Annotated in this window: 25 protein-coding genes; 10 read left to right on the plus strand and 15 right to left on the minus strand. The window is 53.3% G+C overall.

What is annotated here, in order from left to right:
- Nucleotides 1–194: 194 nt before the first annotated feature.
- The 4 genes from ABJV08_RS10625 (at nucleotide 195) to ABJV08_RS10640 (ending at nucleotide 5,610) form a co-directional block, all read left to right on the plus strand.
- Nucleotides 195–1,334, plus strand: a complete 1,140-nt coding sequence (locus tag ABJV08_RS10625; RefSeq protein WP_348039463.1) for a DNA methyltransferase — start codon at nucleotides 195–197, stop codon at nucleotides 1,332–1,334.
- Between the two features lies 1 nt (nucleotide 1,335).
- Entirely contained in the window at nucleotides 1,336–2,472 is a 1,137-nt protein-coding gene (gene folP / locus ABJV08_RS10630) for a dihydropteroate synthase (protein WP_348039464.1), read from the plus strand.
- Between the two features lie 106 nt (nucleotides 2,473–2,578).
- Nucleotides 2,579–4,114: a tryptophan halogenase family protein gene (locus tag ABJV08_RS10635; protein WP_348039465.1), complete on the plus strand. Its 1,536-nt coding sequence runs from the start codon at nucleotides 2,579–2,581 to the stop codon at nucleotides 4,112–4,114.
- Nucleotides 4,111–5,610 (plus strand): tryptophan 7-halogenase, encoded by a 1,500-nt coding sequence (locus tag ABJV08_RS10640; protein ID WP_348039466.1) that lies wholly within the window; start codon nucleotides 4,111–4,113, stop codon nucleotides 5,608–5,610. Before ABJV08_RS10635 ends, ABJV08_RS10640 begins: the two co-directional genes overlap by 4 nt.
- A gap of 1 nt (nucleotide 5,611) precedes the next feature.
- On the opposite strand, the gene ABJV08_RS10645 is transcribed toward ABJV08_RS10640, so the two are convergent.
- The gene (locus ABJV08_RS10645; RefSeq protein WP_348039467.1) at nucleotides 5,612–6,853 is read right to left on the minus strand and encodes a threonine ammonia-lyase; all 1,242 of its coding nucleotides are present in this window, start codon (nucleotides 6,851–6,853) and stop codon (nucleotides 5,612–5,614) included.
- Nucleotides 6,854–6,928: 75 nt separating this feature from the next.
- Here ABJV08_RS10645 and ABJV08_RS10650 point away from each other — a divergent pair, with 75 nt between their 5' ends.
- From ABJV08_RS10650 to ABJV08_RS10665, 4 genes are all read left to right on the plus strand, one after another.
- Nucleotides 6,929–7,801: an NAD(P)-dependent oxidoreductase gene (locus ABJV08_RS10650; RefSeq protein ID WP_348039468.1), complete on the plus strand. Its 873-nt coding sequence runs from the start codon at nucleotides 6,929–6,931 to the stop codon at nucleotides 7,799–7,801.
- 13 nt (nucleotides 7,802–7,814) lie between these two features.
- Nucleotides 7,815–9,488: an amidohydrolase family protein gene (locus ABJV08_RS10655; protein ID WP_348039596.1), complete on the plus strand. Its 1,674-nt coding sequence runs from the start codon at nucleotides 7,815–7,817 to the stop codon at nucleotides 9,486–9,488.
- Between the two features lie 189 nt (nucleotides 9,489–9,677).
- Complete coding sequence (locus ABJV08_RS10660) at nucleotides 9,678–9,911, plus strand: hypothetical protein (protein ID WP_348039469.1); 234 nt, start codon at nucleotides 9,678–9,680, stop codon at nucleotides 9,909–9,911.
- A gap of 166 nt (nucleotides 9,912–10,077) precedes the next feature.
- Nucleotides 10,078–10,842, plus strand: a complete 765-nt coding sequence (locus ABJV08_RS10665) for an arginyltransferase (RefSeq protein WP_348039470.1) — start codon at nucleotides 10,078–10,080, stop codon at nucleotides 10,840–10,842.
- Nucleotides 10,843–10,945: 103 nt separating this feature from the next.
- Here ABJV08_RS10665 and ABJV08_RS10670 read toward each other — a convergent pair whose 3' ends face one another.
- From ABJV08_RS10670 to arfB, 4 genes are all read right to left on the minus strand, one after another.
- Nucleotides 10,946–12,436, minus strand: a complete 1,491-nt coding sequence (locus ABJV08_RS10670; protein ID WP_348039471.1) for an RcnB family protein — start codon at nucleotides 12,434–12,436, stop codon at nucleotides 10,946–10,948.
- 161 nt (nucleotides 12,437–12,597) lie between these two features.
- Nucleotides 12,598–13,083, minus strand: coding sequence for a GAF domain-containing protein (locus ABJV08_RS10675; RefSeq protein WP_348039597.1), 486 nt, complete (start codon nucleotides 13,081–13,083; stop codon nucleotides 12,598–12,600).
- Nucleotides 13,084–13,099: 16 nt separating this feature from the next.
- Nucleotides 13,100–15,172, minus strand: coding sequence for a S9 family peptidase (locus ABJV08_RS10680; protein ID WP_348039472.1), 2,073 nt, complete (start codon nucleotides 15,170–15,172; stop codon nucleotides 13,100–13,102).
- Between the two features lie 106 nt (nucleotides 15,173–15,278).
- The gene (gene arfB / locus ABJV08_RS10685; protein ID WP_348039473.1) at nucleotides 15,279–15,677 is read right to left on the minus strand and encodes an alternative ribosome rescue aminoacyl-tRNA hydrolase ArfB; all 399 of its coding nucleotides are present in this window, start codon (nucleotides 15,675–15,677) and stop codon (nucleotides 15,279–15,281) included.
- A gap of 363 nt (nucleotides 15,678–16,040) precedes the next feature.
- Between arfB and ABJV08_RS10690 the strand changes: the two genes are divergently transcribed.
- Complete coding sequence (locus ABJV08_RS10690) at nucleotides 16,041–16,748, plus strand: response regulator transcription factor (protein WP_348039474.1); 708 nt, start codon at nucleotides 16,041–16,043, stop codon at nucleotides 16,746–16,748.
- A gap of 78 nt (nucleotides 16,749–16,826) precedes the next feature.
- Here ABJV08_RS10690 and ABJV08_RS10695 read toward each other — a convergent pair whose 3' ends face one another.
- The 5 genes from ABJV08_RS10695 to ABJV08_RS10715 form a co-directional block, all read right to left on the minus strand.
- Nucleotides 16,827–17,594 (minus strand): metallophosphoesterase family protein, encoded by a 768-nt coding sequence (locus tag ABJV08_RS10695; RefSeq protein ID WP_348039475.1) that lies wholly within the window; start codon nucleotides 17,592–17,594, stop codon nucleotides 16,827–16,829.
- Nucleotides 17,595–17,699: 105 nt separating this feature from the next.
- The gene (locus ABJV08_RS10700) at nucleotides 17,700–18,881 is read right to left on the minus strand and encodes a saccharopine dehydrogenase NADP-binding domain-containing protein (RefSeq protein ID WP_348039476.1); all 1,182 of its coding nucleotides are present in this window, start codon (nucleotides 18,879–18,881) and stop codon (nucleotides 17,700–17,702) included.
- A gap of 55 nt (nucleotides 18,882–18,936) precedes the next feature.
- On the minus strand, nucleotides 18,937–19,491 hold the full coding sequence (gene dcd, locus ABJV08_RS10705; RefSeq protein ID WP_348039477.1) for a dCTP deaminase: 555 nt from the start codon (nucleotides 19,489–19,491) through the stop codon (nucleotides 18,937–18,939).
- Nucleotides 19,492–19,510: 19 nt separating this feature from the next.
- Entirely contained in the window at nucleotides 19,511–20,176 is a 666-nt protein-coding gene (locus tag ABJV08_RS10710; RefSeq protein ID WP_348039478.1) for a GH25 family lysozyme, read from the minus strand.
- A gap of 59 nt (nucleotides 20,177–20,235) precedes the next feature.
- Nucleotides 20,236–20,718, minus strand: a complete 483-nt coding sequence (locus ABJV08_RS10715) for a UPF0262 family protein (protein WP_348039479.1) — start codon at nucleotides 20,716–20,718, stop codon at nucleotides 20,236–20,238.
- A gap of 152 nt (nucleotides 20,719–20,870) precedes the next feature.
- Between ABJV08_RS10715 and ABJV08_RS10720 the strand changes: the two genes are divergently transcribed.
- Entirely contained in the window at nucleotides 20,871–22,370 is a 1,500-nt protein-coding gene (locus ABJV08_RS10720) for a replicative DNA helicase (protein ID WP_348039480.1), read from the plus strand.
- 50 nt (nucleotides 22,371–22,420) lie between these two features.
- Here ABJV08_RS10720 and ABJV08_RS10725 read toward each other — a convergent pair whose 3' ends face one another.
- Genes ABJV08_RS10725 through cobA form a run of 5 tightly spaced genes read right to left on the minus strand, consistent with a single transcriptional unit; the run spans nucleotide 22,421 to nucleotide 26,334 of the window.
- On the minus strand, nucleotides 22,421–23,203 hold the full coding sequence (locus ABJV08_RS10725) for a phosphoadenylyl-sulfate reductase (RefSeq protein ID WP_348039481.1): 783 nt from the start codon (nucleotides 23,201–23,203) through the stop codon (nucleotides 22,421–22,423).
- Nucleotides 23,196–23,621, minus strand: a complete 426-nt coding sequence (locus ABJV08_RS10730) for a DUF934 domain-containing protein (protein ID WP_348039482.1) — start codon at nucleotides 23,619–23,621, stop codon at nucleotides 23,196–23,198. Before ABJV08_RS10730 ends, ABJV08_RS10725 begins: the two co-directional genes overlap by 8 nt.
- Complete coding sequence (locus ABJV08_RS10735) at nucleotides 23,614–25,248, minus strand: nitrite/sulfite reductase (RefSeq protein WP_348039483.1); 1,635 nt, start codon at nucleotides 25,246–25,248, stop codon at nucleotides 23,614–23,616. Before ABJV08_RS10735 ends, ABJV08_RS10730 begins: the two co-directional genes overlap by 8 nt.
- 1 nt (nucleotide 25,249) lies before the next feature.
- Nucleotides 25,250–25,546, minus strand: a complete 297-nt coding sequence (locus tag ABJV08_RS10740; RefSeq protein WP_348039484.1) for a DUF2849 domain-containing protein — start codon at nucleotides 25,544–25,546, stop codon at nucleotides 25,250–25,252.
- Nucleotides 25,543–26,334, minus strand: a complete 792-nt coding sequence (cobA, locus tag ABJV08_RS10745) for a uroporphyrinogen-III C-methyltransferase (RefSeq protein WP_348039485.1) — start codon at nucleotides 26,332–26,334, stop codon at nucleotides 25,543–25,545. The genes ABJV08_RS10740 and cobA overlap by 4 nt, the downstream gene beginning before the upstream one ends.
- Nucleotides 26,335–26,387 lie beyond the last annotated feature (53 nt).

Here is a 26,387-nt window from a genome sequence, read left to right on the forward strand (position 1 = left end):
TCTTTTCCGTCACACCACTAGGGATTGAGTCCGCCCGATGGGCTGTGACTCCATATCTGGTGGGGGACTCCTTTCGTTCTCCTGACTCATCTTCTGTTAACCATAAAGATACGCCTTTAACCTATGTTAACGGCCTTGACCCTCCGCAGTTTCGGACTCACCGTGAACGCGGTTCAAATAAGGAATAGAGGTTCATGGGGATTATCGAGCGAATTCACGCGCCAAAAACAAGTCGCGCAACACGCACCGCGAAAAAGGCTGATGTGCTGCCATTGGGGCAGATATTGAAGATGGATTGTATCGAAGCAATGGCGTCTTTACCGGACGCCTCCGTCGACATGGTATTTGCCGATCCGCCTTATAATCTGCAACTTGGCGGCGATCTTTATCGCCCAGAAGGCGGGCAGGTGGATGCGGTTGATGACGCTTGGGATCATTTCGACAGCTTTGCGGCTTATGATGCTTTTACCAAGGCCTGGCTGGCAGAAGCGCGTCGTATTCTCAAACCCGACGGTTCTTTGTGGGTCATCGGAAGCTATCACAATATTTTCCGGGTCGGCGCTTCGCTGCAGGACCTCGGCTATTGGATCCTGAACGATATCATTTGGCGCAAAGCCAATCCCATGCCCAATTTCAAGGGAACCCGCTTTACCAACGCCCATGAGACCCTGATCTGGGCCTCGAAGTCGGAAAAAGCGAAATATACGTTCAACTATCGTGCGATGAAGAATCTCAATGATGAATTGCAGATGCGCAGTGACTGGGTGATGCCGATTTGTGGCGGACAAGAGCGGCTGAAGCGCAATGGCAGCAAGGCGCATCCAACGCAGAAGCCTGAAGCTTTGCTCTACCGTATCATGCTTGCGACCACCAATCCTGGTGACGTGATCTTGGATCCGTTTTTTGGCACTGGCACAACTGGCGCCGTTGCGAAACGACTGGGACGGGAATGGATTGGTTGCGAGAAAGAAGACAGCTATTGCGAAGTGGCGGAGCAACGCATTGCCGAAGCGCTGCCGCTGGATGAGAGTTCGCTGAAAACCATGCAGTCGCCGAAATCCAAACCCCGGGTCGCTTTTGGAACCTTGGTCGAAACCGGCTATCTCAAACCTGGCGATGAATTGTGTAGCAAGAACCGCAAATTCAAAGTGAAAGTGCGGGCCGACGGTTCCATAATCTGGGATGGACAAGAAGGTTCTATCCACAAAATCGGAGCTGCGGTGCAGGATGCGCCAAGCTGCAATGGCTGGACTTATTGGCATTATAGTGACGGCAAATCGCTAAAGCCTATCGACAATTTGCGTCAGACCTATCTGCTGGCCACTGAACCCTGATATGGGCAATGGACTGGAAGAGTTGGAAGCATGTGGAGCCGATGCACGGCTCTATCTGAAGCCCGTTGGATTGGTTGATAGTCCGCAATGGCATGACGATAAAAACAAACGTTTAAACAATAGCTTAACTTGGTTTTCTCAAGTAGAATATCTGATAGAAGAAACTGGAAAACCGAACCTCAGAGGGTTGGTCAACATCACTCAATGGCCGGAATGGTCAAATGCCTTGCCAGAGCCTTTGGCGGTCAGGGCTGCTTCACAATTTGCAAATCTGACCCGGCAGCATGCCGAACTGAAATGCGGCGACCGTATCATTCGCTTCGATCAGCCGCATGTGATGGGAATTCTGAACATCACGCCCGACAGTTTTTCTGATGGCGGCAAACATCAGAACGACCCTGATAAAGCGGCTGAAGCGGGACTGGCGATGGCTTCATCGGGCGCTTCCATCCTGGATATTGGAGGAGAAAGCACCCGGCCTGGCGCAGAAACAGTCTGGGAAGGTGATGAAATAAAGCGGGTCTTGCCGGTGATCGAACGGCTCGCCCATTGTGGAGCAGTGCTTTCCATAGACACGCGCAAGGCGGCAGTTATGGAAGCGGCAATTGCCGCAGGTGCTCATCTGATCAATGACGTTTCGGCTTTGCTGCATGACAAAAGATCGCTGGAAGTGGCTGGCATATCCGGTCGTCCGGTTGTGTTGATGCACGCGCCGTCTAGTGGCAAAAATCCACATAAAGGTGACGGATATGGCAATATCGTTACAGAAACGCTCGATTGGTTGGAGCAACGTATCGCCGATGTTGTCGCAGCGGGCTTCGAACGCGAAAAGATCATCATTGATCCCGGCCTTGGCTTTGGCAAGTCGCTGGCCGATAATCTTGCATTGATGAACAATATTGCGATGTTTCATGCGCTGGGTCAGCCATTGCTGATTGGCGCCAGTCGGAAGCGAATGATCGGGGCCTTGTCCAAGGAAGCACCGGTTGACCAGCGTCTCGGCGGCTCCATCGCTTTCGCGCATCATGCCATTCAGCAGGGTTCCCAAATTGTAAGAGTTCATGATGTCCCTGAAACGGTACAGGCGCTGCAGATCTGGCGCGGTATGCGCGACGCCGGGGTTACCGCGGCGGTCTGAGGCAATCTTCGCGCCGTTGCGCCATTGTTTGATTATCCATTTGGTCAAAACAGGCTATTCCGGCTAGCAGATATCTGCTTTGAAGATGCAAGCCATGGGGAACGCATTGAAAGACCAATCCGATCAAGCGATTCAAGAGATTGTCATCATTGGCGGCGGCACTGCTGGCTGGATGGCCGCGGCAGCGCTCTCGCAAAAGCTATCCGGCAGTGGCGCGTCTATCCGGTTGATTGAATCAGCAGAAATCGGAACCGTTGGTGTGGGCGAAGCAACCCTGCCGCAGATCCGCGATTTCAACCGGATGCTGGAAATTGACGAAGCCCAACTGATGGCCCGCACCAGCGCAACCATAAAGCTGGGCATCGAGTTTCGCGACTGGGGCAAAACGGGCGATCATTATATCCATCCCTTTGGTGTGCATGGCGAGCCTCTGGGTGACGTCGATTTTCATCATCATTGGGTTAAAGAAAATGCCGAAGGCCGAGCGGCTGATTTTGGAAATTATAGCCTACCCATCGAAGCGGCCCGAAAGGGGCGGTTTGAACCGCCATCGGACAATTGGACGTCTCCCGCGCATTCTTATGCCTATGCGTTTCAATTTGATGCCAGCCTCTACGCTGCCTTTCTGGCTGACTATGCCAAAACACGCGGTGTGGAGAGGATTGAAGGCAAGGTCACGACAGTGGATTGTGATACCGAAAGTGGCTTCATTCAATCCCTTACTCTGGAATCTGGCCAGCAAATTTCTGGTGAATTGTTTGTCGATTGCTCCGGCTTCCGGGGACTGTTGATCGAGCAAGAACTGAAAACCGGTTTCGCTGACTGGAGCGACTATTTGCCTTGCAATCGAGCGTTTGCGGTGCCCTGCAAAATCGCCGACGGGGTTGGTCCTTATACCCGTTCCACAGCCAAAGCGGCTGGCTGGCAGTGGCGCATTCCGTTGCAGCATCGGATTGGCAATGGCCTTGTCTATTGCGATCGCTACATGGACGATCAGGATGCCGTCGACATGTTGATGAATGGTCTCGAGGGAGAAGCGATTGCGGAACCCAAGCAACTGTTTTTCAAAACCGGCAAGCGCAAGAAACTGTGGAACCGGAATTGCGTGGCGATCGGACTTGCCGGGGGGTTTCTCGAACCGTTGGAATCAACAAGCATTGATCTGATCCAAAGTGGCATTTTGAATCTGATAGCATTGTTTCCGGAGAAGCAATGCGCGGCTTCGGATGTTAATGAATATAACCGGTTGATGAATCTGGAATATGATCGGGTGCGTGACTTTCTGATGCTGCATTATGTTCTGAACCAGCGGGATGATCCGTTTTGGCGGGACATGCGAGAGATGGCATGGCCTGATAGTCTCAGCGAGAAAATCGAAGCGTTCAAACGCCGCGGCCTTGTGCCCCAATATGATCATGGACTTTTTCAACCGGCTAGCTGGCTGTCGGTTTTCATCGGTCAAAATCTGGTGCCGGAAACCTATGATCCACGGGTTGATGCGATGAGCGATGATGCACGCACCACCGCTTTGAAAGCAATGGTGCATTCGATCGATACTCGCGTTGGAGATATGAGCGAACATCTGTCTTTCATCGAGCGTTATCGTGCTGCCTATTCCGGACCTGCGGGAGACACAATGTGAGCGAGGGTGATCAGCGGGTCAGGCGAATTGCCATTGTCGGCAAAAGCCAACAGCTTTGGCCTGTCGCCACGTTGCTTGCTAACAGCCTGCCTGAAGGCATGCGTTTGGTCCTCGTCGAAGATGTGGAGTCAGTCCCACCGGCGGCGGTCACGGTCCGCCTGGATGATCCGTTTCTTCTCCGGCTTGGGATCGGAGCAAAAGATTTTAGCACGACGGACAGTGCCGTTTTTGCTCTGGGCGTCACATTGTTGGACTGGCAGGGCGAGGGCAGCCGTCTCCATCTGACTGGCTCGGGGAGCCTTCCGGCCATTGATGATATTGCCATTCACCAGATCTTATTGCGCGCTGCTTTGTCTTATGACCAAGCGCAGAAGCTGGCCTATCTTTATCAACCATTTCGGTTTCCGGCCCGCGCGGTTGAAGCGGGTAAATTTGCTTTCCAATCGACTGATCTGCGCTCGCCGATGAGCATGTTGCGTCCGACCGTCCAGATTGATCAGGCCGACTTTGCCGCGCTTCTCAAAGATAGATTCCCGACCGACCGCGCGGAGATTGTAAAAGGAAAACCAAGTGCGGGGCTCGCTCATAAGGGAAGCGAGTTCATTGAACAGATTGATCTGGATAACGGTCACGGGATCAAAGCAGATTTCTTTGTCGATGTTTCCGGTGGCCTTGACGATCTTGCAGATAAACGCCGCCAAATGGATTGGCACCCACTTTTCGAGGGACTTCCCTTTGATCGACTGGCGTCTGCGCGAAATGCGGAAGTTTTGCCGCCTTCGGAAAAGCAAGAGGCCGCCCAGGCTATCGATGGCGGACTGCTGGTTCAAACGCCGTTGCGCGAAACATCGATCGCCCAACTTGTATACGCGTCGCGTGAATTGACGGACGATGCGGCGCGAAGTCTTTTAGGCGATGGTGCTCAATCGACTATGTTCAAACCCGGATATGTCAACGCTCCTTGGCACGGAAACGTAGCCAGGCTCGGCACTGCATCGGTGAAATTTGGTCCCTATTTGTCGGCAGATATCACTATGTTGCTACGTCAGACGATGGTGCTAGCGGCTCACATGCCGACGCGTTTGGATATGACCGTCGAAGCGAGAGATTATAACCGGCGGCATCTGATTGCGGTCGAACAGGTCAGGGATTTCGTTCTGTTGCCCTTCGCTCTCAATCGGCGTGAAGATGCAATTTGGTCAGAGATGAGAGATAGCAAGCTGTCCGAAAATCTCGCTATCAAGATAGAACAATTTCGCAGCAGAGGAAGGCTTGCCTCTTTTGAAGGTGAAATTTTCGACGAGCAAAGCTGGATCGACCTGATGATCGGCTGTGGCATCGTTCCCGGCCGCTATGATCCGATGGCGGCATCGCTCGACATGACGCATATGGCGCGGCGGTTAAAGAACCTCTCGGTCGCTTTCGATCAGGCGCTTGTGAGGACGCCGGAATATGAAGATGGCGTCCGCGATTTTGGATCCAACGAAACCCGTTAGGCTAGTCAGCCAGTTCAACCTGCCGGACGTCATAGCCAGACTGGTTGAGTTCTGAGATCAGACCTTCCAGTTGCTCGCGGTCTTTCGCTTCACATTCGATATCAGTGATCAGCCCTTTTGCGGGTAGATTTGTGAAGACACGTTGGTGGTAAACCTCGATAATATTCACTTCATGCTCGGCAAATTGTTTGACCACATTGTAGAGCGCACCTGGCTGATCACGCAGATGCAGGCGCAGACGCGCCAAACGGCCAGACCGGGCGAGATCACGCAACAGAACATTCGCCAAAAGGCGCGTATCGATATTGCCGCCACAAAGGACCAGCCCGACTTTCTCGCCCTTGAATTTTTCTTTGTTACCCAACAGGGCTGCCAGACCGGCTGCCCCGGCACCTTCGACAACCGTTTTTTCAATCTGCAACAACAGACTCACAGAGCCTTCCAGCTGCGCTTCGCTAACCAGCAAGATTTCGTCGATATGTCTCTGGATAATCTCTGCGGTAAATTCAGAGGGATTGCGGACCGCAATGCCTTCTGCCAGCGTATCGCCGCCGGCCTCGACCTTTTTACCAGTCAATTTCCCGTACATGCTGGGATAGAGGGCCGCTTGGACGCCGGTCATCTTTATACCGGGCTTGATGGCAGCGGCGGCCGTTGCCATTCCAGAGAATAACCCGCCACCTCCGATCGGGATGATCAGCCGATCCAGATCGGGAACGGCTTCCAGCATTTCAATGGCTACAGTTCCCTGACCGGCGGCAACACGCGGATCATCAAAGGCATGGATATAGGTAAGTCCGCGCTGTTCGGCCAGTTCGAGTGCGTGCGCATAAGCCTCATCATAATTGCCGCCGAAAATTACAATTTCAGCGCCATGGCCACGGGTCTGTTCGACCTTCACCATCGGTGTTGTGCTGGGCATGACGATCGTTGCCGGGATGTCCAGATTCTTGGCGTTATAAGCAAGACCCTGAGCATGATTGCCGGCGGAAGCCGCGATGACGCCGGCTTTGCGTTTGCTCTCATCCATAAGCAGCAGGGCGTTGAGCGCACCGCGTTCCTTATAGGCCGCGGTAAATTGCAAATTTTCGAATTTGAGGAACACTTCCGCGCCACTGAGTTCGGACAATGTGATGCTCTTCAGCGTCGGTGTGTAGACGACCCGGCCTTTAATCCGGTCGTGCGCGGCTTTCACATCCTCAAAGTCAAAGGAGGGAAGCGCTGGGTTTTGCATATCATTCATATCGCTTGTGCCCCTAACGCATCTGGTCATGGAGGGAAACAATGATTATGGCCGTGTCAGAGGATAGCGAAAACTATGGCGAATATTGCATTTATCGGGATCGGCGTGATGGGCGGACCCATGGCCGGTCATTTGGTCGAGGCGGGGCACGAGTTGACTGTTTATAACCGCACAAGATCCAAGGCCGAGGCCTGGGTGGCAAAACATGGAGGCGTAGTTGCTGATAATCCGGCACAGGCGGCTACCGAAAAGCAGATCGTGATTACTTGTGTTGGCAATGACGATGATCTTGCTGCGGTCACAATGGGGCGTGATGGCGCTTTTTCGACCATGGCGAGAGGGGCGTTGTTCATTGATCACACGACCGTGTCAGCGCGTATTGCCCGGCAACTGTCGGTTGAAGCAGAAGGGCGCGGCATCCATGTTGTTGATGCGCCGGTGTCCGGTGGCCAGGCTGGCGCGGAAAACGGCAATCTATCGGTCATGTGCGGCGGCGGCGAAGAAGCTTTTTCCGCCGCTGAACTGATTATGTCGGCTTATGCCGGGCGTATTGTGCATGTCGGGCGCACCGGCGCTGGTCAGACTACAAAAATGTGCAATCAGATTGCGATTGCTGGCATTCTTGAAGGCCTCTCAGAGGCGCTACGTTTTGCGCAGGCCAGTCAACTCGACCTGGACAGAGTCTATGAGGCTATTTCGGGCGGTGCGGCGCAAAGCTGGCAGATGGATAATCGTTGGGCGACCATGGCGAAAGATGATTTTGATTTCGGTTTCGCCGTCGACTGGATGCGCAAGGATTTGGGCTTGGCGATCGAAGAAGCCCGCACCAATGGAGCAACCATACCAGTAGCTGCGCTGGTGGATCAATTTTACGCTGAAGTGCAAGCAGCAGGAGGCGGGCGCAATGATACCAGTTCATTGGTCTCTCGCCTTCCGAAAAAAAGATAAAGAGGCATATAATATGGGCGGCTGGTTGAAAATTAATGGTTCAGCATTTTGCGCGATTGCGGCGAGTCTTCTCTTTGTTCCGGGCGCTGCTCAGGCCGATAGTCTGATTGAGAATGTGAACGGCATGACGCTGGATAGCGGAGGTAACGTCATCCGCTTCACCGGCATGATCATCGACGATGATGGCAAAGTTAAGCAATTGTTGAACCGGCGTGACAAACGGCCCCGTGAAGTGGACTTTCAGTTTGACGGGAAAGGTCAGACGTTGATCCCGGGGTTTTTCGATGCCCATGGCCATGTGATGGGCATGGGGTTCAACGCTCTCACTCTGGATCTGTCTGATACCGGATCGCTCGAAGAAGCGCTGGCCAAGATCGCTCGCTATGCAGCAGAAAACCCAAGTCGTCCGTGGATCATCGGCAATGGCTGGAATCAAGAAGCCTGGGGATTGGGGCGTTTCCCTACCGCGGCTGAGCTGGATGCAATCGTTCCGGATAGCCCGGTGTTTCTGTCCCGCGTCGACGGCCATGCTGTCTGGGTCAATGGCGCGGCGATGAAAGCCGCTGGAATTTCGGCGGCGACAAAATCTCCGAAAGGCGGCAGCATAGAAAGGGCAGGTGGCAAGCCCAGTGGAATTTTTGTCGACGCTGCGATAGATTTGTTCAGCGATGCCATTCCTGCGCCAAGGCCGGTGGAGAATGATATCGCGCTGAGCAAGGCGCAAGAAATTCTACTCGCCAATGGTGTTACGTCCATCGCCGACATGGGTACCAGCATGCAGGATTGGCAAAGCTTTCGCAGGGCAGGGGATGCGGGGCGATTGAAAATCCGGATTGTTTCTTATGCTTCCGAAATAGACAATATGATTGCCATTGGCGGCCCCGGACCATCGCCATGGCTATACGATGACCATCTGCGGCTGGTTGGGGTCAAGCTATATGTCGATGGCGCATTGGGATCGCGTGGCGCGTTGCTGAAGAAACCTTATGCGGACAAGCCCGGGGAAAGCGGACTGGCGTTGTTGAATTCGGCCCAACTCAAGAACAAGATGAGCCGTGCGGCTATGGATGGCTTTCAAACGGCCGTGCATGCGATTGGTGACAAGGCGAATGATGAGATTTTGTCGGCCATCGAGGAATTGCAGTTCACGTATAAAGGCGATCGCAGGTGGCGGGTGGAGCATGCGCAAATTGTTGACCCTGCGGATTTAAACCGTTTCGTGACATCCGGATCAATTGCTTCGATGCAGCCCGTGCACCAGACGTCTGATCGGTTGATGGCGGAAGCGCGGCTTGGAGCGGACCGTTTGCAAGGCGCCTATGCTTGGCGATCGATCCTCGAATCGGGTGCTAGACTGGCCTTTGGAACCGATGTTCCTGTGGAATCATCCAATCCTTTCCCGGGTCTTAGCGCCGCCATGACGCGCGAAGATGCGGCTGGACAGCCATTTGGCGGCTGGATGCCAGCAGAACGTCTGGACCGGATTCAGGCATGGCAAGCCTATACCAATGGATCGGCATATGCGGCTTTTGCAGAAGATCGCCTAGGAAGTCTTGAGCCTGGAAAAAGGGCGGACTTCCTGATCATTGATCAGGATATTCTCCTGGCAACGCCTGCGCAAATCCGGAATTTGCAAGTAAATGAAACATGGATTGCCGGTAAACCAGCATTTGTGCGCAAGCGTTAGACGACGTTCAATTGCTTTAGAATATTGCGACTAATCAAATTAGTTCAGCTTTTTAGTTGTAAAAAACAGAGATTGCTCTAAGAGTTGCGATAGAAGAGAGCGCGAAGCATTCTCTTCAAATGCATGGGGGCGCACTAAGGTTCATTTTGAACCTTTTCCATTGTAGATAGACTTTATTGGAGCATAGTTATGAAATTCGGTAAATTGGCTGCGGGTATCGCGGCTGCATCTTTGATCACTGCACCTGTTGCAGCTCAGGTTGCAAGCGTTTCAGCACCTGCTGTTGAACGTGTTGGCGCATCGTCGACATCTTCAGAAGAATTGGAAGGCGGAAGCGGCATTCTGATTGCGCTCTTGGCAGCAGCAGCGGTTATCGCAGGCATCATCATCATTGCTGATGACGATGAACCAACAAGCCCTTGAGCTTTGGCTAAACTAATTTGAAAACGGGGCGTTTTTCGCCCCGTTTTTTTTGTGCGCAGTACAGCGGTCGATTATAAATTTATGTGGTAAATCGCCTTTTCATTTCCGCTATTGCATTGCATATTGCCCTAGTCGATTCTGAACAATCTAACAAAAGGCTGGCTTTGTGACTGCACCCGTTCGCTTTCCGCGATTTTTTGTAACCAATCCCAGCCCATGCCCCTATTTGCCAGGTAAGAGCGAACGCAAGGTTTTTACGGAACTCAACGGGGCCCATACGGAAGAATTGAACGATGCGCTTGGTCGGATCGGTTTCCGTCGAAGCCAGAACGTGGCCTATCGACCCAGCTGCCTCGACTGCAAGGCCTGTGTTTCAGTGCGCGTTCTCGCTGATGAGTTCAGTCCGAATAGCACACAAAGAAAACTGATCCGGCGAAATCAGGATCTCGTTGTTGAAGCTTGTGAGCCTTGGGCAACGGAAGAACAATATCAGCTCCTCCAGAAATATCTCGCAAAACGGCACCCAGGTGGCGGCATGGCGGAAATGGACGAGATGGACTATTCCGACATGGTCGAACAGTCACCGGTCAAAAGCTATATGATTGAATATCGCGAACCGACCGAGGATGGCAGCAAGGGCCGTTTGGTTGGTGCCTGTCTGACAGACCAGCAAGGCGATGGCTTGTCGATGATCTACAGTTTTTTCGATGCAGAGCATGGAGAGCGTGCCGGTCTTGGAAACTATATCATCATGGATCATATCTTGCGCGCGCAAACGGCGCGTTTGCCATATGTCTATCTGGGCTATTGGGTCGATGGTTCGCCACAGATGGAATATAAGGTCCGCTTCCGTCCCTTGGAGCGACTGGGTCCTGATGGCTGGCAAAGGTTTGACCCCAGCGAGCTGCGAAAGCATCAATCGCCAAGTTAATTGCTGATGGATTTAACGATCCCATTCCATGACAATCACACGCAATAAAAAAGGCCTGCCAACCGAACTCGGTTAGCAGGCCTTTTTTGGCTGTGTCAGGCTATCAGTCGTACATGCAACGTGCTTGCTGACATCCTTTGACCGGTGCAGCCTTCGCGGCTGGTTTCCAGACTCTTTTCGCCGCTGGTTTCCAACGCTTCTTATATTTCGGCTTCGAGTAGACCACTTCTTCTTCGATATATGTCGTTGTCGTAGTGGTTGTTACCGGCGCGGATTGCACAACAATAGTAGTTACCATCGGCTGTTGCACCTGTGGATAATAATATCCCGGCGTATAATATCCTGGCGTATAATATCCATTCCAGCCATTCGGATAAGCCTGACGACTGTGATGCTGTTGTGGACGGCGATATTGCGCTGGCTGCTGACGATATCCATCACGCCGGCCGGCCTGTTGCTGGTCATAGCCATAGCGTTTGAGCATCTTGCGGCACTTGTCGGTTCCTTGATCAATTGCAGCGCCTGCTACCGCACCAAGGCCGCCGCCGATCAATGATCCGCCAAGCCGGCTTCCGCGACCAGCAATACGATTGCCGGCCAAAGCACCAATGGCGCCGCCTATGACCGCTCCGCCAATACCACTGCTTTTTTTGCAGCGTTCAAGATAGGCCATATCTTCCGAACGTTGATCACGATATCCACGGTCGCCGGCATGTTGGGTAGGTTGGCTTCCCCAATGTGGGCTCACATTGCCATCGCCGATGAAGGTCCCGGAATATTCACCTTGATAGACCTGGCCATCTGCATTCTGATAGGTGCCCTGCCATTCGCCCTGATAGCTGCCATCTTCTTGATAGGAACCTTGCCAGTCGCCCTGATAGGTCGGCCGGCCATCATTATAGGCAGTCGGAGTTGCGATGACGCGATCGTCTCCAGCAAAAACGCCTGGATCATAAGTGGCCTGTCCCGCACGATAGCCATCGTTATATCCCTGATTGTAACGATCCCAATCTACATTGTAGCGTGTGTCTTGCACAACGCCACGACGATCGGTCAGAACCGCATCATCATAATAGCGTGACCAGCCATAGCCATAGCTTGGCTGGCTGAGGCCGTAGTGACCGAAGTTGCTGATGAAAAAGCTCGGCTGAATAAATGTCTGCGGTAGACGGTAGCCCCGATATGGTCTGTTATAGCCTTGGCCATAGCCTCTTCGGCCTTGACGAACAAAGCTACCAGCCTGGCGATTGCCACGCATGTTCTTCATGTGCCGGCTGCCGCGCATGTTTTTCATCTGGCGATTGCCGCCCATGTTCTTCATGTGCCGGTTGCCACGCATGTTTTTCATCTGGCGCGCGCCACCCATATTCTTCATGTGGCGCATGTTGCCCATATTCTTCATCTGACGGGCATTCCCCATCCGCGACATCGCCTTGGCACCTGCTGCTGGGTTCGCCAGCGCTGTGGAAGACGCAAAGCTGAGGTCAACGGACTGTTCCGCTGAGTCACCCACGGTCGAGTCGATTGCTGCAAACGCCGATCCTGGCGTCATCGTTAAAACACCGGCAAGGCCAGCAAGTAAAAGGGTCTTCATAGTTAACAACTCCCTATTTTCAGACATGCAGCCAGCATGCCCGACCGAAATGTAATTAATGAACAATTAACATTTATCGGGGCCTTTGACCATTACAGGCTTGTAAAATAGAGTAGATTTGCAACCTTGTCTCGAAATGGGGCATTCTGGTTACCAACGGCTTAACCAAGGTTGTTCGCAATTGCCTCCACAAGGGCGATCATTCCAGCCTCATCCGCGGAGCCAAAGCGCTCGGGCAATGGGCTATCCAGATCGAGTACGCCGAGTAGCACAGAGCCTTTGAAAACCGGTATAACCAGTTCGCTGCGGCTTTCTGCATCGCACGCGATATGGCCGGGAAAGGCATGAACATCGGCGACACGCTGCACTTTGCCAGTGGCCGCTGCTGTTCCGCACACTCCGGATCCAATAGCTATTCTAATGCAGGCTGTTTTGCCTTGGAAGGGGCCGAGTACCAGTTCATCGTCGATCACGCGATAGAAGCCGGCCCAGTTAAGCTCTGGCACATATTGCCAGATAAGCGCCGCGATATTTGCCATATTCGCGATCGGATCTGGTTCGCCATCGACCAGGGCCGCAGCACCAGATGTCAGCTCTGCATAGAATTCTGTGATCGGTTGATCTTGATCAATCGCAATGTCGAACATGGTTTTGTCTTTCGGGCTAATCTTCTGACTTAGAGTTGTGGGCCGGATCATATTTTTCAAACCAGCCCATGATGTTGTCCACTTTGGCAATCAGTTGGCTAGGCCTTCTGGCGATGAGATGAGATGCTCCAGGTACGCGCACCAAAACTGTGTCGACGTTCTGGACCTTGAGCGCGGTATAATATTGTTCGGCTTCCCAGGAAGGCGTGCGCCAGTCTGCTTCACCGACCATCACCATTGTCGGGGTTTTGACATTATTGACGATCGAAAGGGGAGAGCGACGCCAATATTCTTCTGGCTGCTCCCAGGGTTGAGCGCGGAACCAGTGGCGACTAACCAGTCGGCCGATATCGCCAGACAAGGCCATGCTTGTCCAGTTGACGACCGGTTTGATGCTGGCGGCAGCTGCAAAGCGGTTCGTTTTCCCTACTGCCCAAGCGGTTAAGACGCCACCGCCGGAGCCGCCGGTAATGAAGAGTCGATCTTTGCTGACATAGTTTTTGGCGAGCAATGCATCGACGACGCTCATCAGATCATCATGATCCTTGCCGGGATAATCCAGATCAATGAGTTGCGCAAAGGCTTCGCCATAGCCCGTCGATCCCCTTGGATTGGCATATACAGTCACATAGCCTTCTGCCGCGTAGCGTTGAATTTCGGCACCAAAATACGGACCGTACATTGCATGCGGTCCCCCGTGAATTTCCAATAGCATGGGAAAAGATCCGTCGGGTTTGAAGTTCGGGGGCAGGGCTATCCAAGCCTCAATCTCTTTGCCATCATGCCTGGAGGCCACTTTTATCTCTTCAATGGACGCCAAATCGAGATGACCGAGTGCATCCTCGTTCAATTGGGTTAGCTGGCGGCTATTTCTGCCGCCGCGAGTCACTGCGACTTCCGCTGGCCGGTCTGTACTTCCTTTTGTGTAGGCCATGACAGGAGTGCTGCCACCGGCCTTGCGGGCAACCGAAAAACTGCCGGCTGCATAGGGACGGCCCAAGGCTGTGCCGCCAATGTCATTGACCAAAGTGCGGACATTGCCTGATAGATCGATGGAAACGAGCGTAAGAATTCCGTCGACTTCGGTCTGCCCAACCAGAGCTTTGCTATCGGGGCGCCATTTGATGGTGTCGATGGAGCGATCAAAATTGGCGGTGAGATTTCTTACAGCGCTGCCGTCCGGTGCCATGATATAGACATTCGTCTTTTGATAGGCTTTCAGCTTATCATCATAGCCCCGATAGGCGATGCGGGAACCATCGGGTGCCACAATGGGGGCAAAGTCCGGACCATCACGCTGAGTCAAAGCTGTTGCAGACTGGTTGGACAAATCGATGCGGTATATTTCGCTTTCTATTGGATCGAGCGCCGCATCCTCGGCTTCATTGCCTGTTGCCACCAGCGAACCGTTCCCGAACCATTGCGGTGTATCAAAGCCATTTTTGCCACGGGTTACCTGGCGCGGCGTGCCGCCGTCTGTGCTCAATGTGAATATCTGGCTCTTGCCTTTTGGCAGATAGCCGACACCGTCAAAACGGAAGACCAGATCATCGATGACCCGAACCGGCTTTGCCCATTCTGCTCCCGCCGGTCTCTTTGGCGGTTTCGCAAATGTTGCGCGTTCGTCTGGTACAAGCATCGAGAAGGCGACAGACTTGCCATCTGGAGACCAGGTCGGCGCGCTGGGAGCATGTTCAAGTTGCGCCAATGAAAAGCTCTCCCCGCTGTCCTGATATCGCAAGCGAAGTTCCGGCATCCCGTTAGTGGAAGTCAGATAGATCAAGCGATCGCCATTGGGGGACCAGCGCACAGACGAGCTGGAGCCTTGTCCGCTGACCAGCGGACGTTGGCTGCCACTGCGTGTATCAATGGTCCAAAGATCGCTGACAACTTTGTCGGCACGCTTGTCCATGGACTTGCGAGCATAGACAATCGTGGACCCATCCGGAGAGATTTGCGGGTCGTCGGCATATTCCAGATCGAATATGCGTTCAGCGGTGAAGCGATTGCTATCCACATCTTCACTGGCAATAGCGGTGGTGGCAAAGCAGGGCAGGCAACAAAATGCGAGCAAGTGGCGCGTGTTCATCAATTTCCCCTTAAGTGGCTCCGTTGCTTATGAGGAAATTGAAGGCTTTGCCAACAGCTAACAAGGCGCCTGTTTGCTGACCCAATTGTTGATTTTGCCAAAAAGACTAGTCGAGGCTTGGCTTCCCGCGCATCTTCTTCACGGAAGACTTCTTCTTCTTCGTATCCACTCTCCGGGCTTTTGCGGCTCTGCTGGGACGTGTCTTGATCCGGTGTGCTTCTCGCCGATGGGCCTGTTCCACCATCTCCGTCACCCGTCTGCGTGCTTCGGCCCGATTGGATTCGCGGGTGCGATATTCCCGTACCGTGAGGATCAACTCGCCGCCACTTGTCATCTTGCGGCCTGCAAGCGCCTTCAATTTGCGGAATGCGTATGGCTCAAGTTTCAAGGCATAGACATTGACCCGCATCTGGACAGCTGTGGCGACCTTATTAACATTCTGGCCACCAGGGCCGCTGGCAGCAAGAAATGTTTCGGTGATCGCGCTTTCGGGTATATCAACCATATGACGTTGATAGCGCGATGCGCCATCGGGCAACAGGACTTGTTAACGATGGTTGCCAAATCCGTAAAAAGTGACCCTACTTGATGCCGATTTACCACGAAATGACATGGATATTGTTCGAAACTTCTCCGTTTCATGCCTGAAGCGCGAAAAAGTTAATTTTTTTTTCGGAGAGTCTGGGAGTCCTGAAACGACTCATTCCTGCGGGTTACAGAGTCATTTGACTCCTCACGACTCGTGCTGAATCCTGCCTTAGGGAAAAATTAACCTTTTACGTTCATTCATCTTATGGTTAATAAATGATCCACCGGGTCGGAACAGTTACCGAACCGGGGGGAGTAATTGAGAAAAAGGGGCTGCCTGATGCGCGTGCTGCTGATTGAAGATGAACCAACGACCGCAAAAGCAATTGAGCTGATGCTGACTACCGAAGGTTTTAATGTTTATACCACCGATCTGGGCGAAGAGGGCCTCGATCTAGGCAAGCTTTATGATTATGACATCATATGTCTCGATCTTAACCTGCCCGATATGCACGGCTACGATGTGCTGAAGAAACTGCGTGTCGCGAAAGTACAGACACCCGTTCTCATTCTATCCGGTATCAGCGAAATGGACAGCAAAGTCCGTTCCTTTGGCTTCGGTGCTGATGACTATGTGACCAAGCCGTTCCACCGTGACGAGCTGGTTGCCCGTATTCATGCGGTCGTGCGCCGATCGAAAGGCCACTCGCAAAGCGTTATCCGGACCGGCAAATTGGCGGTTAATCTGGATGCCAAGACGGTTGAAGTCGATGGCAATCGCGTACATTTGACTGGCAAGGAATATGCCATGCTCGAGCTGCTCTCCCTCAGAAAGGGAACGACGCTCACCAAGGAAATGTTCCTCAACCACCTCTATGGCGGCATGGACGAACCAGAACTCAAAATTATCGATGTTTTCATCTGCAAGCTGCGCAAAAAGCTGGCTTTGGCTTGCGGCGGCGAAAATTATATCGAAACCGTATGGGGTCGTGGTTATGTTCTTCGGGATATGGAAGAAGAAACAGCGCCAACGGCACAGGTTGCTTAAACCGATATAGTTTCACTACCCAAAACGGTCTGCACATCAGGCCAATATATGGCGGGGCCGTTTGGCTCCGCCATATTTTTATGCGCTCGTGTCGAGATACCGGCGTTCGGCACCCTCTAGAACCAGAGCGGTCAACTTTTCGGAATAATAGGCGCCGGTGTCGATGCCGATGCGGTTCCCGGCTTCAACGACGTCCTCATTGATAGTATGGCCATAGACGATGACCTTTTCGTGCGGCTCATCCTCGGCAAGGAAGTCTTCCCTGATCCAGCGGAGGTCTTTCGGGCGTTGCTCGGTGAGCTTAACACCAGGACGGACTCCGGCGTGCACAAACGCATAGTCGCCAATGACGATCTGATCTTCAAATCCGGCTATGAAATCGATGTGACTCTGCGGAAAAATTTCTGGAATACGCTGGGCTAGCTGCACCATGTCGAGTTCCATATATTCTTTCATCGTGATTTCATAACTCAATATGGTCTCGCGACCGCCAATCCGGTTGAAAAACCGTACGGCTTTCTCATCGCCTGTGGCCGCCGAAAGATAGACTTCCTCGTGATTGCCCATCAGGAATCGGATATCTCCAAGCTTGGCTTTGATCTGCATCGCCGTGTCGATAACACCACAGCTATCCGGCCCTCGATCGACAAGATCTCCCAGAAATATGATTTCGCTCTCGGCATCGCCACGCTCGCCATCATCTTTGATGATCTTGTCGAGCAATTGCTGCAAAAGGTCATTGCGGCCATGGACGTCGCCAATCGCGTAGACGCGCCGCCCTTCGGGGATGGTGGCGCTATCAATGGGTCGAGAGATCTCTTTTTTTCGAAAAAGGCGTTTCAGCATGATGCTAACAAGATTGTCCTGAGAAAACGGGTTTCAAGGCTATGAACTGCTCTTAATTTTGATGCGACAATAAGGCAAATTCTGCCGCTTGGTTATTACAGTTTTTCAGCTTTCCACGGCGAAGCTGAGTCCGGCTTTGCTTTCCAGGCGTTTGACCAGCTTTTCGCCCATCAAAGCACCCGGCGTCCAGACACCGCCGCCATGGTCATTGCCATCCCGAGCGATGCACAGCGCCGCTTCGGCTATCATCTTGGACGTTGAGCCATATCCCGGATCCTTGTCTCCTTTGACACAGAGACTGGCGGTGTCGCCATCGGCTGTCTCTCCGAGAAAGATCACATCATAATGGCCATTGTCACGTTGCTCTTTTGTTGGGCCTTCGCCGGGCTTGGGCGCGTCGTCACCACCAAAGGGATTGGCTTTTGCAACCATTTCAGCAGCTTGTTTGCCGATGTCGCCAGGACTTGTGACAAGCATTTCATCATATTTAAAATCTTCACCAAAGGGGAAGTCGAGAAGGAAATTCGTCCGATGCACATTTTTGGTGTTGATCGGTGCCATGATGAACGGTGCGGTCCAACTGTCTATCGTCTTGTCATATTTCGGGATCACCATATTCGGTTGATCCGGTCCGACGAAGCCGGGCGTGAGGCCAAAACTGCTGGCCAGAATTTTGACCAGACCCGGGTTCTTGGCAATTGCCTTCATCGTTTCCGTCAAACTGGCTGCGGTGCCGCCAGAGAACGTGCCTTCCATGGCACGAACGCGTCCTTTGACGCGAGCCGCTGGTTTGCCAAAGCGCTTGTGCATATCCTTTTGCAGCATAAGCACGCCGAGATCGAAGGGAATAGAGTCAAATCCGCAGGAAAAGCAAATCTGCGCACCCGATTTTTCTGCTGCTTCCTGATGTTCATCGATCATTGCGCGCATCCATCCAGGCTCGCCGCATAGATCTACATAATGGGTGCCGTTTTTGACGCAGGCAGCGACGACTTCATCACCGTATAGTTGATAGGGGCCCACTGTGGTCAAAAGGACTGTCGTCCGGCTCGCCATCATATCTATCGACGCGACATCGTCGGAATCGGCTACCACCAACGGGGTATCCTTCGGCGCGCCAACAAGATCGCGGACTTCTTCCAGCTTCTCTAGACTGCGGCCCGCCATCGCCCATTTCGGTGCATCGTCGGATACACCATATTGCTGTGCCATATATTCGGCCACCAGACGGCCTGTATAGCCGGTTGCACCATAGATAATGACATCAAATTCGCGTGTATTGGACATTGTGGGGGCTCCTACGGATCATTTAATCGTTGGGTTAACTTGCCCCATCTATGGCCTAGAGCTTTGCTAGAGTCACACCTTTTTGACGCATATATTTGCCCGAACGATCGGCATAGCTGGTCTCGCAAGGTTCGTTGCCTTTCAGGAACAGAAACTGACAAGCGCCTTCATTGGCATAGATTTTTGCGGGCAGGGGGCTGGTGTTGGAAAATTCGAGAGTCACATGGCCTTCCCATTCGGGTTCCAGCGGCGTTACATTCACGATGATTCCGCACCGGGCATAGGTAGACTTTCCGAGGCATATCACCAGAACGTCGCGCGGTATCCGGAAATATTCGACAGTCCGGGCGAGGGCGAAGCTGTTCGGTGGAATGATGCAGCAGTCGGTCTTGCGGTCAACAAAGCTGTTCTCGGCAAAGTTTTTCGGATCGACAACGGCATTGTCGACATTTGTAAAAATTTTAAACTCGTCTGACACACGCGCGTCATAGCCATAAGAAGACAAGCCATAGCTGATACAGTCTTCGCGTTTCTGGGCTTCAACAAAAGGTTCGATCATTCCGGAATGTTTCGCTTCGTTGCGAATCCAGCGGTCGGATAAAATGCTCATATCGTGTTCCTGTTGATGGTCATGGTCGCACTACGTTCCAGTTTATCGGGCCGTCAACCCCGCTGATCCGACGCATATCGGAGGCGCGCCACATCACCCAAGGTTTGGTGGCATAGTCGGGCGGAAAGAAATTTGCTTCGAGCCAGAATGTCCGGTCGATGCCGCTGCTTATATTATACAATTCCTCGAAGTCCCGAGAGACAGCAATGATGGCGGGCTTTTCGCTATGGGCTTCTATCTGGTTGAGAAAAGTATTGAGTTCGCTGAGCACCAGTGCGCGACCTGGGCGGTCACCACAGCCATTGTCAAAGGCAAGACGGACGGCGGGTGGCAGCATATTCGCGCCGCGGGGAACGGTGGTGACAAATATTGTCGCTTGATCGGCTGCCAGGCGGCAGAGCGAATAATTGTGAAGCGCACCATAGCGAATACCGGATTCCCGGGCACCCTTGATATTGGTCGCGAAATTCGCGTCACGCTTCTCGGCACCGTCTGTGGCTTGAATATAAGCGAAATCGACCCCTGTCGCGCCGGCAACATGCCAAATGACGTCGCCGTGGCTTTCGTCGACGGAGATTCCCTGTACCGGATATTGGTCGCGTGATGGCGCCCAGCCGACCGCAATATTGCGGAGGATGAAGGCGATAATCAGCAATACGACGGCAATCGTCGCAAGGCTTATCATTGTTTTTCTTATGTCTCGAATGGCCACCCTGTTTCCCTGATACGCAGCGGAAGAATCACTTAGTTCTTGATATGCAAAACGCAGATCAATGTGAAGAGACGCCGCGCGGTCTTGAAGTCAACATCGATTTTTCCATCCAACCGTTCGACCAGCAGTTCCGCACCTTGATCGTGCACCCCGCGCCGGGCCATGTCTATGGTTTCAATTTCAGCAGCGCTGGCTTTGCGAATGGCCTGATAATAGCTATCGCAAATGGCGAAATAGTCTCGTATTGGCCGTCGAAAGCGGCCGAGCGCCAAGATCAGCGTTTCCAGCGGATCGCCATTTTCTCTGCCAATGGAGATTACCAGCCGGCCTTCCTGCACGCTAAGCTCGAGCTGATAGGGACCGGCATATCCATCCTCATGCTGTTTCAGCGGCTTGAAATAATTTTCTTCGATCAGATCAAAAATAGCAATCCGTCGTTCTTGTTCGATATCGGCGTTGCGCCACAAAATCGTGGCTTCGTCGAGTTCGACGGATATGATGCGCGTATCGGACATAGCGCCCTGTTGCCGCAGCGCTGGTCTCAGGACAAGGGTTTTTGCAGTGCAGCATGGCGGCAAGGTTTTTTTCCACAGGACTGTCCCCAAGACTTTACGTGAATTTGCCTGCGGCCTCTTGCCCTGAATCGATTCTGCGTCGATGAAGAGCCATGGTCGAATTGATGCGTTTCCAGAATGAAGAGAGTGATGAACAGCGCCTGCCGCGCAATGTTGAGGCAGAGGCGACGTTTCTCGGCGCGCTGCTCATCGACAATCGGGTTGCGGAAGATGTTCAGATACGACTGCGTCCGGAACATTTCTACGAACCGCTGCATGGCCGGATATACGAACAGGCCTTGAAACTGCTCGACAAGAATATGGTGGTCACTCCGGTGACCATGAAGCCCTATTTCGAGTCAGACGAGGCGATGAAGGCTCTGGGCGGGCCTTCCTATCTTGCGAAACTGACCGGCGACGGCGCGGGTTTGATTGGTGCGCGGGATTTTGCCGATCAAATTTATGACCTGGCGCTGCTGCGCGAATTGGTGAGCGTAGGCCGTACTTTGGTCGAGAGCGCGCTCGACACTAGCGAAACGGTCGATCCTAAAGAGCAGATTGAGGAAGCGGAAACAGCCTTATACCGGGTTTCGGAAGGCGAAGCGCAAGAAGGCGGCGTACGGTCGTTCCTGCAAGCATCGACCGAAGCCCTGACGAACGTCGAGCGGGCGTTTAACAGCGGCGGCAAAGTATCTGGCACCACCACCGGTCTAACAGATGTGAACGCCAAAATGGGCGGTTTGCACAAAAGCGATTTGCTCATTCTTGCCGGGCGCCCGGGCATGGGTAAGACATCGCTTGCCACCAATATCGCGTTTAATGCGGCGAACCGCTATCTTCGCGATATGGAAGACGGGATTGCGCCGGAAGATTCTCTCGGGGCCAAAACTGCATTCTTCAGCTTGGAGATGTCAGCGGATCAGCTCGCCACGAGGATTTTATCCGAACAAGCTGAAATCAGTTCAGAGAAATTGCGCATGGGTGCGATCAGTCGGGACGATATGCATCGGCTTGCGCTGGCTTCGCGAGATTTGCAGGATCTGCCGCTGTTTATCGACGATACGCCGGCGTTGACGATCGCGGCGCTGCGGACACGGGCACGGCGTTTGCAAAGACGTCAGGGCATCGGATTGATCGTGGTCGATTATCTTCAGCTGCTGCAGGGGTCTGGCCGGGCGAGTGACAATCGGGTCAATGAGATTTCAGAAATTAGCCGGGGCTTGAAGACGTTGGCGAAAGAACTGCAAGTGCCTGTGATGGCGCTGTCGCAGTTGAGTCGTGCGGTTGAAAGCCGGGATGACAAGCGCCCGCAGCTTTCCGATCTGCGTGAATCCGGTTCGATTGAGCAGGACGCGGATATCGTGATGTTCATTTTCCGCGACGAATATTATCACCTCGCTATCAAGCCCGATGAGCCTGACGGCAATTCGACGCCAGAACAGATTGCCAAATATTCCGCCTGGGAAACCGATCACCAAAGCAAGGTCAACAAAGCGACGGTCATTGTTGCCAAAAACCGCCAAGGTTCGACCGGCAATATCAATCTAAGCTTCATCAGCGAGTTCACGAAATTTGGTGATCTGGCTTATGGTGATGCGCCAGAGGAATATTAGGCCGCGGTTTATCCTGAAATAGCGGTGATTATAGCGGAAGCATTGATCTGCTAGAAAATAGGATCATTCGCACCATTGTCATCAGCATCCGGTACCGGCGTCATATCTTCGTGAATGCCGCATTCGGACTTGTCCCAACCCCGCCAGCGTCCCGCACGAGGGTCTTCACCCGGCAGTACTTTTGACGTGCAAGGCGCGCAGCCAACGGAAAGATAGCCTTCCGCTTCCAGCGGATGGCGTGGCAAATCATGTTCTTCGAAATAGGCTTCCAGATCGTCCTTGATCCAGTCACCCAATGGATTGATTTTCAGGCGTCCGTCATCAATTTCGAAGCGCGGAATATTATTGCGGGTCACTGACTGGAAGGCTTTGCGCCCTGAAATCCAGCTATTGAGTCCAGACTTGGCGCGCGCCAAAGGTTCCACCTTGCGAATTTCGCAACAGCCGTCTGGATCATAAGACCAGCGCAAACCATTTTCGTCCTTTTCAGCCAGAACCGTCAAATCGGGCTCGACGACGTTGCTGTTCTTGAGGCCTAGAGACTGGATCAATATGTCTCGATATTCCAATGTTTCCGGAAACATTTTGAGCGTGTCGACAAAGGTCACGGGAATGGTCGGATCGACTGCTGCGATCAGATGGAGCAGTACCGCGCTCTCGGTTCCGAAAGACGAGACCACTGCAACTTCGCCCAATTGCCGTTCGTCAAACAGGGCCGTGAGCATGTCGGTGGTGCCGACACCTTCAAAGCGTTTGTTAAGGGCATCGGCATCAGCCTGGGTGAAGTCCGGGCGAACATCGATGGTGTCGATTTTGCGCGCTGGATCACCCATGACGGAGTCCCCAAATGGCTGTCCGCCGGTCCGAAGTGCCTTGATAGATATGTTCGTAGCGGTCGAGAGCCTCTTTCATCAGATCTTCGTTGATCGGAGAATCGGGCGCAAAGGCGTCAAAGCCGCAGCGGCGCATATAAGAGAGCTGATCCAGCAGAACATCGCCGCTGGCGCGCAATTCGCCGGCATATCCTGCTTCGCGCAATATTTGCGCAGCCGAATAGCCGCGTCCGTCACCAAATGCCGGGAAGTCGACCTCGATCAATGACAGGCGATCCAGAAAGGGCAGCAATTGCCGGGCATCTTCGCCCGCTTCGATGCGGACGGCGGTGGCGTTAGACTGATCCAGGAACGATTCGAGCGAAACAGCCGGTTCTTCGTGGACTTCGTCATCACGTAGACGGATAGCATCAACCATAAATAGCCTCCTTGAACCGCTCCATGCCGACACGGCGGTAGGTGTCGATGAAGCGTTCACCATCCTCCCGCTGTTCGAGATAGAGATCGGTTACGGTTTCAATCGCGTCGATCACCCCGTCTTCGGAAAAACCGGGGCCTGTAATCTTGGCGAGACTGGTGTCTTCTGCGCCGGAGCCACCGAGCAAAAGCTGATAGTTTTCTGTACCCTTCCGATCGACACCCAAAATACCGATATGTCCGGCGTGGTGGTGACCGCAGGCATTGATGCAGCCCGAGATTTTGAGTTTCAGTTCGCCCAATTCCCTTTGTCGTCCGAGATCAGCAAAGCGATCGCTGATTTTCTGGGCGAGAGGGATGGAGCGGGCGTTAGCAAGGCTGCAATAATCCAGGCCAGGGCAGGCGATGCTATCCGAAATGAGATCGAGATTGGCGGGCGCAAGGCCGGCGTCATCCAGTTTCTGCCACAGGGCATATAGGTCGCTTTTCTTGACATGGGGAAGCACAATATTCTGGCTGTGAGTCACCCGCAACTCGTCAAAACTATATTGCTCTGCCAGATCGGCCATGAGGTCTATCTGTGCCGATGACGCATCGCCGGGGATACCGCCTTGCGGTTTCAGGCTTATGGTCGCAATCACATAGCCGGGCTGTTTGTGCCGGTCGGTGTTCTGATCAACCCAGAGCGCGAAATCGGGATCGGTGAGATCAATGTCGAGCGTCGCATCTTTGTCAAAGGCCGGGTCGGTGAAATATTGGCTAATCCGTTCCAATTCTTCGACCGGAGGGTTGAGCCCCAGTTGCTTCATATGGGCAAATTCTTCTTCGACTTGGCGGGTATATTCTTCTTTGCCAAGTTCGTGAACGAGGATTTTTATCCGCGCCTTATATTTGTTATCGCGCCGCCCGTAGCGATTATAAACGCGCAGGCAGGCTTCGGCATAGCTGATCAGTTCATCGGCAGGTACAAAGTCCCGAATTTCCGGGGCAATCATCGGTGTCCGGCCCATGCCGCCACCGACGAAGAATTTGGCTCCCAGTTCGCCTGCCTCATTGTGCACCAATTGGATGCCGATGTCGTGGAGCCGCATGGCGGCCCGGTCTGTATCACTGGCAATGACCGCAAATTTAAATTTCCGCGGGAGATAGGAAAATTCCGGGTGAAAGCTCGACCATTGTCGCAAGATTTCTGCCCAGGGCCGCGGGTCGGCAATTTCATCTGCCGTGGCGCCGGCAAACTGATCGGACGAAATGTTGCGGATGCAATTGCCGCTGGTCTGGATGGCATGCATTTCTACCGACGCGAGATCGGCGAGAATGTCAGGAGCATCTTCCAGCTTGATCCAGTTATACTGGAGATTCTGGCGCGTTGTAAAATGTCCGTAATCCCGGTCATATTTGCGCGCGATATGGCCCAGCATCCGCATCTGTTTGCTGCTGAGCGTGCCATAAGGGATCGCCACACGAAGCATATAGGCGTGGAGTTGCAGATAGAGACCATTCATCAATCGCAGCGGCTTAAACTGGTCTTCGGTCAAATCTCCGGCGAGACGGCGCTTTACCTGGTCGCGGAATTCTTCAACCCGCGTGTCGACCATTTTCTGGTCATATTGGTCATATTGATACATGTTAAATCACCCATTCGCCGGCATCTGGATCAGCCGGTTTTAATGTCAGGTCAGGACGTACGGTCGGTCCGAGCGCGCGCACCCGATCCTTGATATGGCCCGGACGCGGACCATCTGCCGTTTGTTCGCCCGCAATAATATAGGCAGCGTTGACCCGGCGGGCGGCTTCTTCCCGCTGCAGGATGGCCTCGCCCTGATCTCCGACATCTGCGGCATCTTTTACGAGGCGCGTCCAGTCGAGGCCGGTCCACCAGATAACGTCACCGGTCTTGAGGTCATTTCCGGTCAAAATATTCATGCGATCACTCCCGTCATTTGGGCAAATTCTCGAAACTTGTCTTCGGCATCGCCATATCGAGCGACGTCTCCGACGACGAGCAAGGCTGGGCTTTTGATGTTTTCGCGCTGCACAAGGTCGCCGAGATCGGTCAGCAAGGTTCTCAGCGCGCGAAAATTGTTGCGCGTCCCGTTTTCCAAAACAGCGACCGGCAGGTCTGGAGCAACCCCGTCGGCGATCAATTTCTCAACAATGGCTTCGGCATTGGCAACACCCATATAGATGACCAGCGTTCGGCCTTTTCCTGCCAGCCCAGCCCAATTTTGATCGGACAGTCCTTTGCATTGGCCAGCAACGAACGAAACCGCACTCGATGCATCGCGGTGGGTGAGGGGCATCCTTGCCTGGGCAGCGCATCCCAGTGCGGCGCTTATACCGGGGACAATTTCGACATCGATGTCGGCGGCGATGCAATCATCTGCTTCTTCGCCGCCCCGGCCGAAAATGAAGGGGTCGCCGCCCTTTAGGCGCACAACCAAATGACCTTTGCCGGCTTCTTCTATCAAGATATTGTTGATCTGGCCTTGCGGAACACTGTGCAAGGAGCGCTGCTTTGCGACCGAGAGGCGGCGTGCCGATGGCGACGCCAAATCCAGTATCTCGCGGCTGACCAATCCATCGTGGACAATGACATCGGCCCGCGCAAGCAGCTTGGCGGCCTTTATGGTAAGGAGATCGGGGTCCCCTGGGCCGGCACCCACTAGATAGACTTTTCCTGCCTTTTTTGGCCTGTTTAATTGCTTTTCCATGCAATCGATATGCGCGCATCGATCGCTATGTTCAAAACAGAAGTTTTTGGGGT

The sequence above is a fragment of the Parasphingorhabdus sp. genome (genome assembly GCF_039982395.1).
Classification (GTDB): domain Bacteria; phylum Pseudomonadota; class Alphaproteobacteria; order Sphingomonadales; family Sphingomonadaceae; genus Parasphingorhabdus.

What these genes read in the sequence shown, in the direction of transcription:
- folP (WP_348039464.1), top strand. Translation starts at nt 1,336, where the DNA reads ATGGGCAATGGACTGGAAGAGTTGGAAGCATGTGGAGCCGATGCACGG.
- arfB (WP_348039473.1), bottom strand. Translation starts at nt 15,677, where the DNA reads ATGGTTGATATACCCGAAAGCGCGATCACCGAAACATTTCTTGCTGCC.
- ABJV08_RS10670 (WP_348039471.1), bottom strand. Translation starts at nt 12,436, where the DNA reads ATGAAGACCCTTTTACTTGCTGGCCTTGCCGGTGTTTTAACGATGACG.
- ABJV08_RS10675 (WP_348039597.1), bottom strand. Translation starts at nt 13,083, where the DNA reads ATGTTCGACATTGCGATTGATCAAGATCAACCGATCACAGAATTCTAT.
- ABJV08_RS10660 (WP_348039469.1), top strand. Translation starts at nt 9,678, where the DNA reads ATGAAATTCGGTAAATTGGCTGCGGGTATCGCGGCTGCATCTTTGATC.
- ABJV08_RS10625 (WP_348039463.1), top strand. Translation starts at nt 195, where the DNA reads ATGGGGATTATCGAGCGAATTCACGCGCCAAAAACAAGTCGCGCAACA.
- dcd (WP_348039477.1), bottom strand. Translation starts at nt 19,491, where the DNA reads ATGAGCATTTTATCCGACCGCTGGATTCGCAACGAAGCGAAACATTCC.
- ABJV08_RS10730 (WP_348039482.1), bottom strand. Translation starts at nt 23,621, where the DNA reads ATGGTTGATGCTATCCGTCTACGTGATGACGAAGTCCACGAAGAACCG.
- ABJV08_RS10655 (WP_348039596.1), top strand. Translation starts at nt 7,815, where the DNA reads ATGGGCGGCTGGTTGAAAATTAATGGTTCAGCATTTTGCGCGATTGCG.
- ABJV08_RS10690 (WP_348039474.1), top strand. Translation starts at nt 16,041, where the DNA reads ATGCGCGTGCTGCTGATTGAAGATGAACCAACGACCGCAAAAGCAATT.
- ABJV08_RS10650 (WP_348039468.1), top strand. Translation starts at nt 6,929, where the DNA reads ATGGCGAATATTGCATTTATCGGGATCGGCGTGATGGGCGGACCCATG.
- ABJV08_RS10680 (WP_348039472.1), bottom strand. Translation starts at nt 15,172, where the DNA reads ATGAACACGCGCCACTTGCTCGCATTTTGTTGCCTGCCCTGCTTTGCC.
- ABJV08_RS10710 (WP_348039478.1), bottom strand. Translation starts at nt 20,176, where the DNA reads ATGATAAGCCTTGCGACGATTGCCGTCGTATTGCTGATTATCGCCTTC.
- ABJV08_RS10735 (WP_348039483.1), bottom strand. Translation starts at nt 25,248, where the DNA reads ATGTATCAATATGACCAATATGACCAGAAAATGGTCGACACGCGGGTT.
- ABJV08_RS10700 (WP_348039476.1), bottom strand. Translation starts at nt 18,881, where the DNA reads ATGTCCAATACACGCGAATTTGATGTCATTATCTATGGTGCAACCGGC.
- ABJV08_RS10720 (WP_348039480.1), top strand. Translation starts at nt 20,871, where the DNA reads ATGGTCGAATTGATGCGTTTCCAGAATGAAGAGAGTGATGAACAGCGC.
- ABJV08_RS10725 (WP_348039481.1), bottom strand. Translation starts at nt 23,203, where the DNA reads ATGGGTGATCCAGCGCGCAAAATCGACACCATCGATGTTCGCCCGGAC.
- ABJV08_RS10715 (WP_348039479.1), bottom strand. Translation starts at nt 20,718, where the DNA reads ATGTCCGATACGCGCATCATATCCGTCGAACTCGACGAAGCCACGATT.
- ABJV08_RS10740 (WP_348039484.1), bottom strand. Translation starts at nt 25,546, where the DNA reads ATGAATATTTTGACCGGAAATGACCTCAAGACCGGTGACGTTATCTGG.
- ABJV08_RS10695 (WP_348039475.1), bottom strand. Translation starts at nt 17,594, where the DNA reads ATGCTGAAACGCCTTTTTCGAAAAAAAGAGATCTCTCGACCCATTGAT.
- ABJV08_RS10645 (WP_348039467.1), bottom strand. Translation starts at nt 6,853, where the DNA reads ATGAATGATATGCAAAACCCAGCGCTTCCCTCCTTTGACTTTGAGGAT.
- cobA (WP_348039485.1), bottom strand. Translation starts at nt 26,334, where the DNA reads ATGGAAAAGCAATTAAACAGGCCAAAAAAGGCAGGAAAAGTCTATCTA.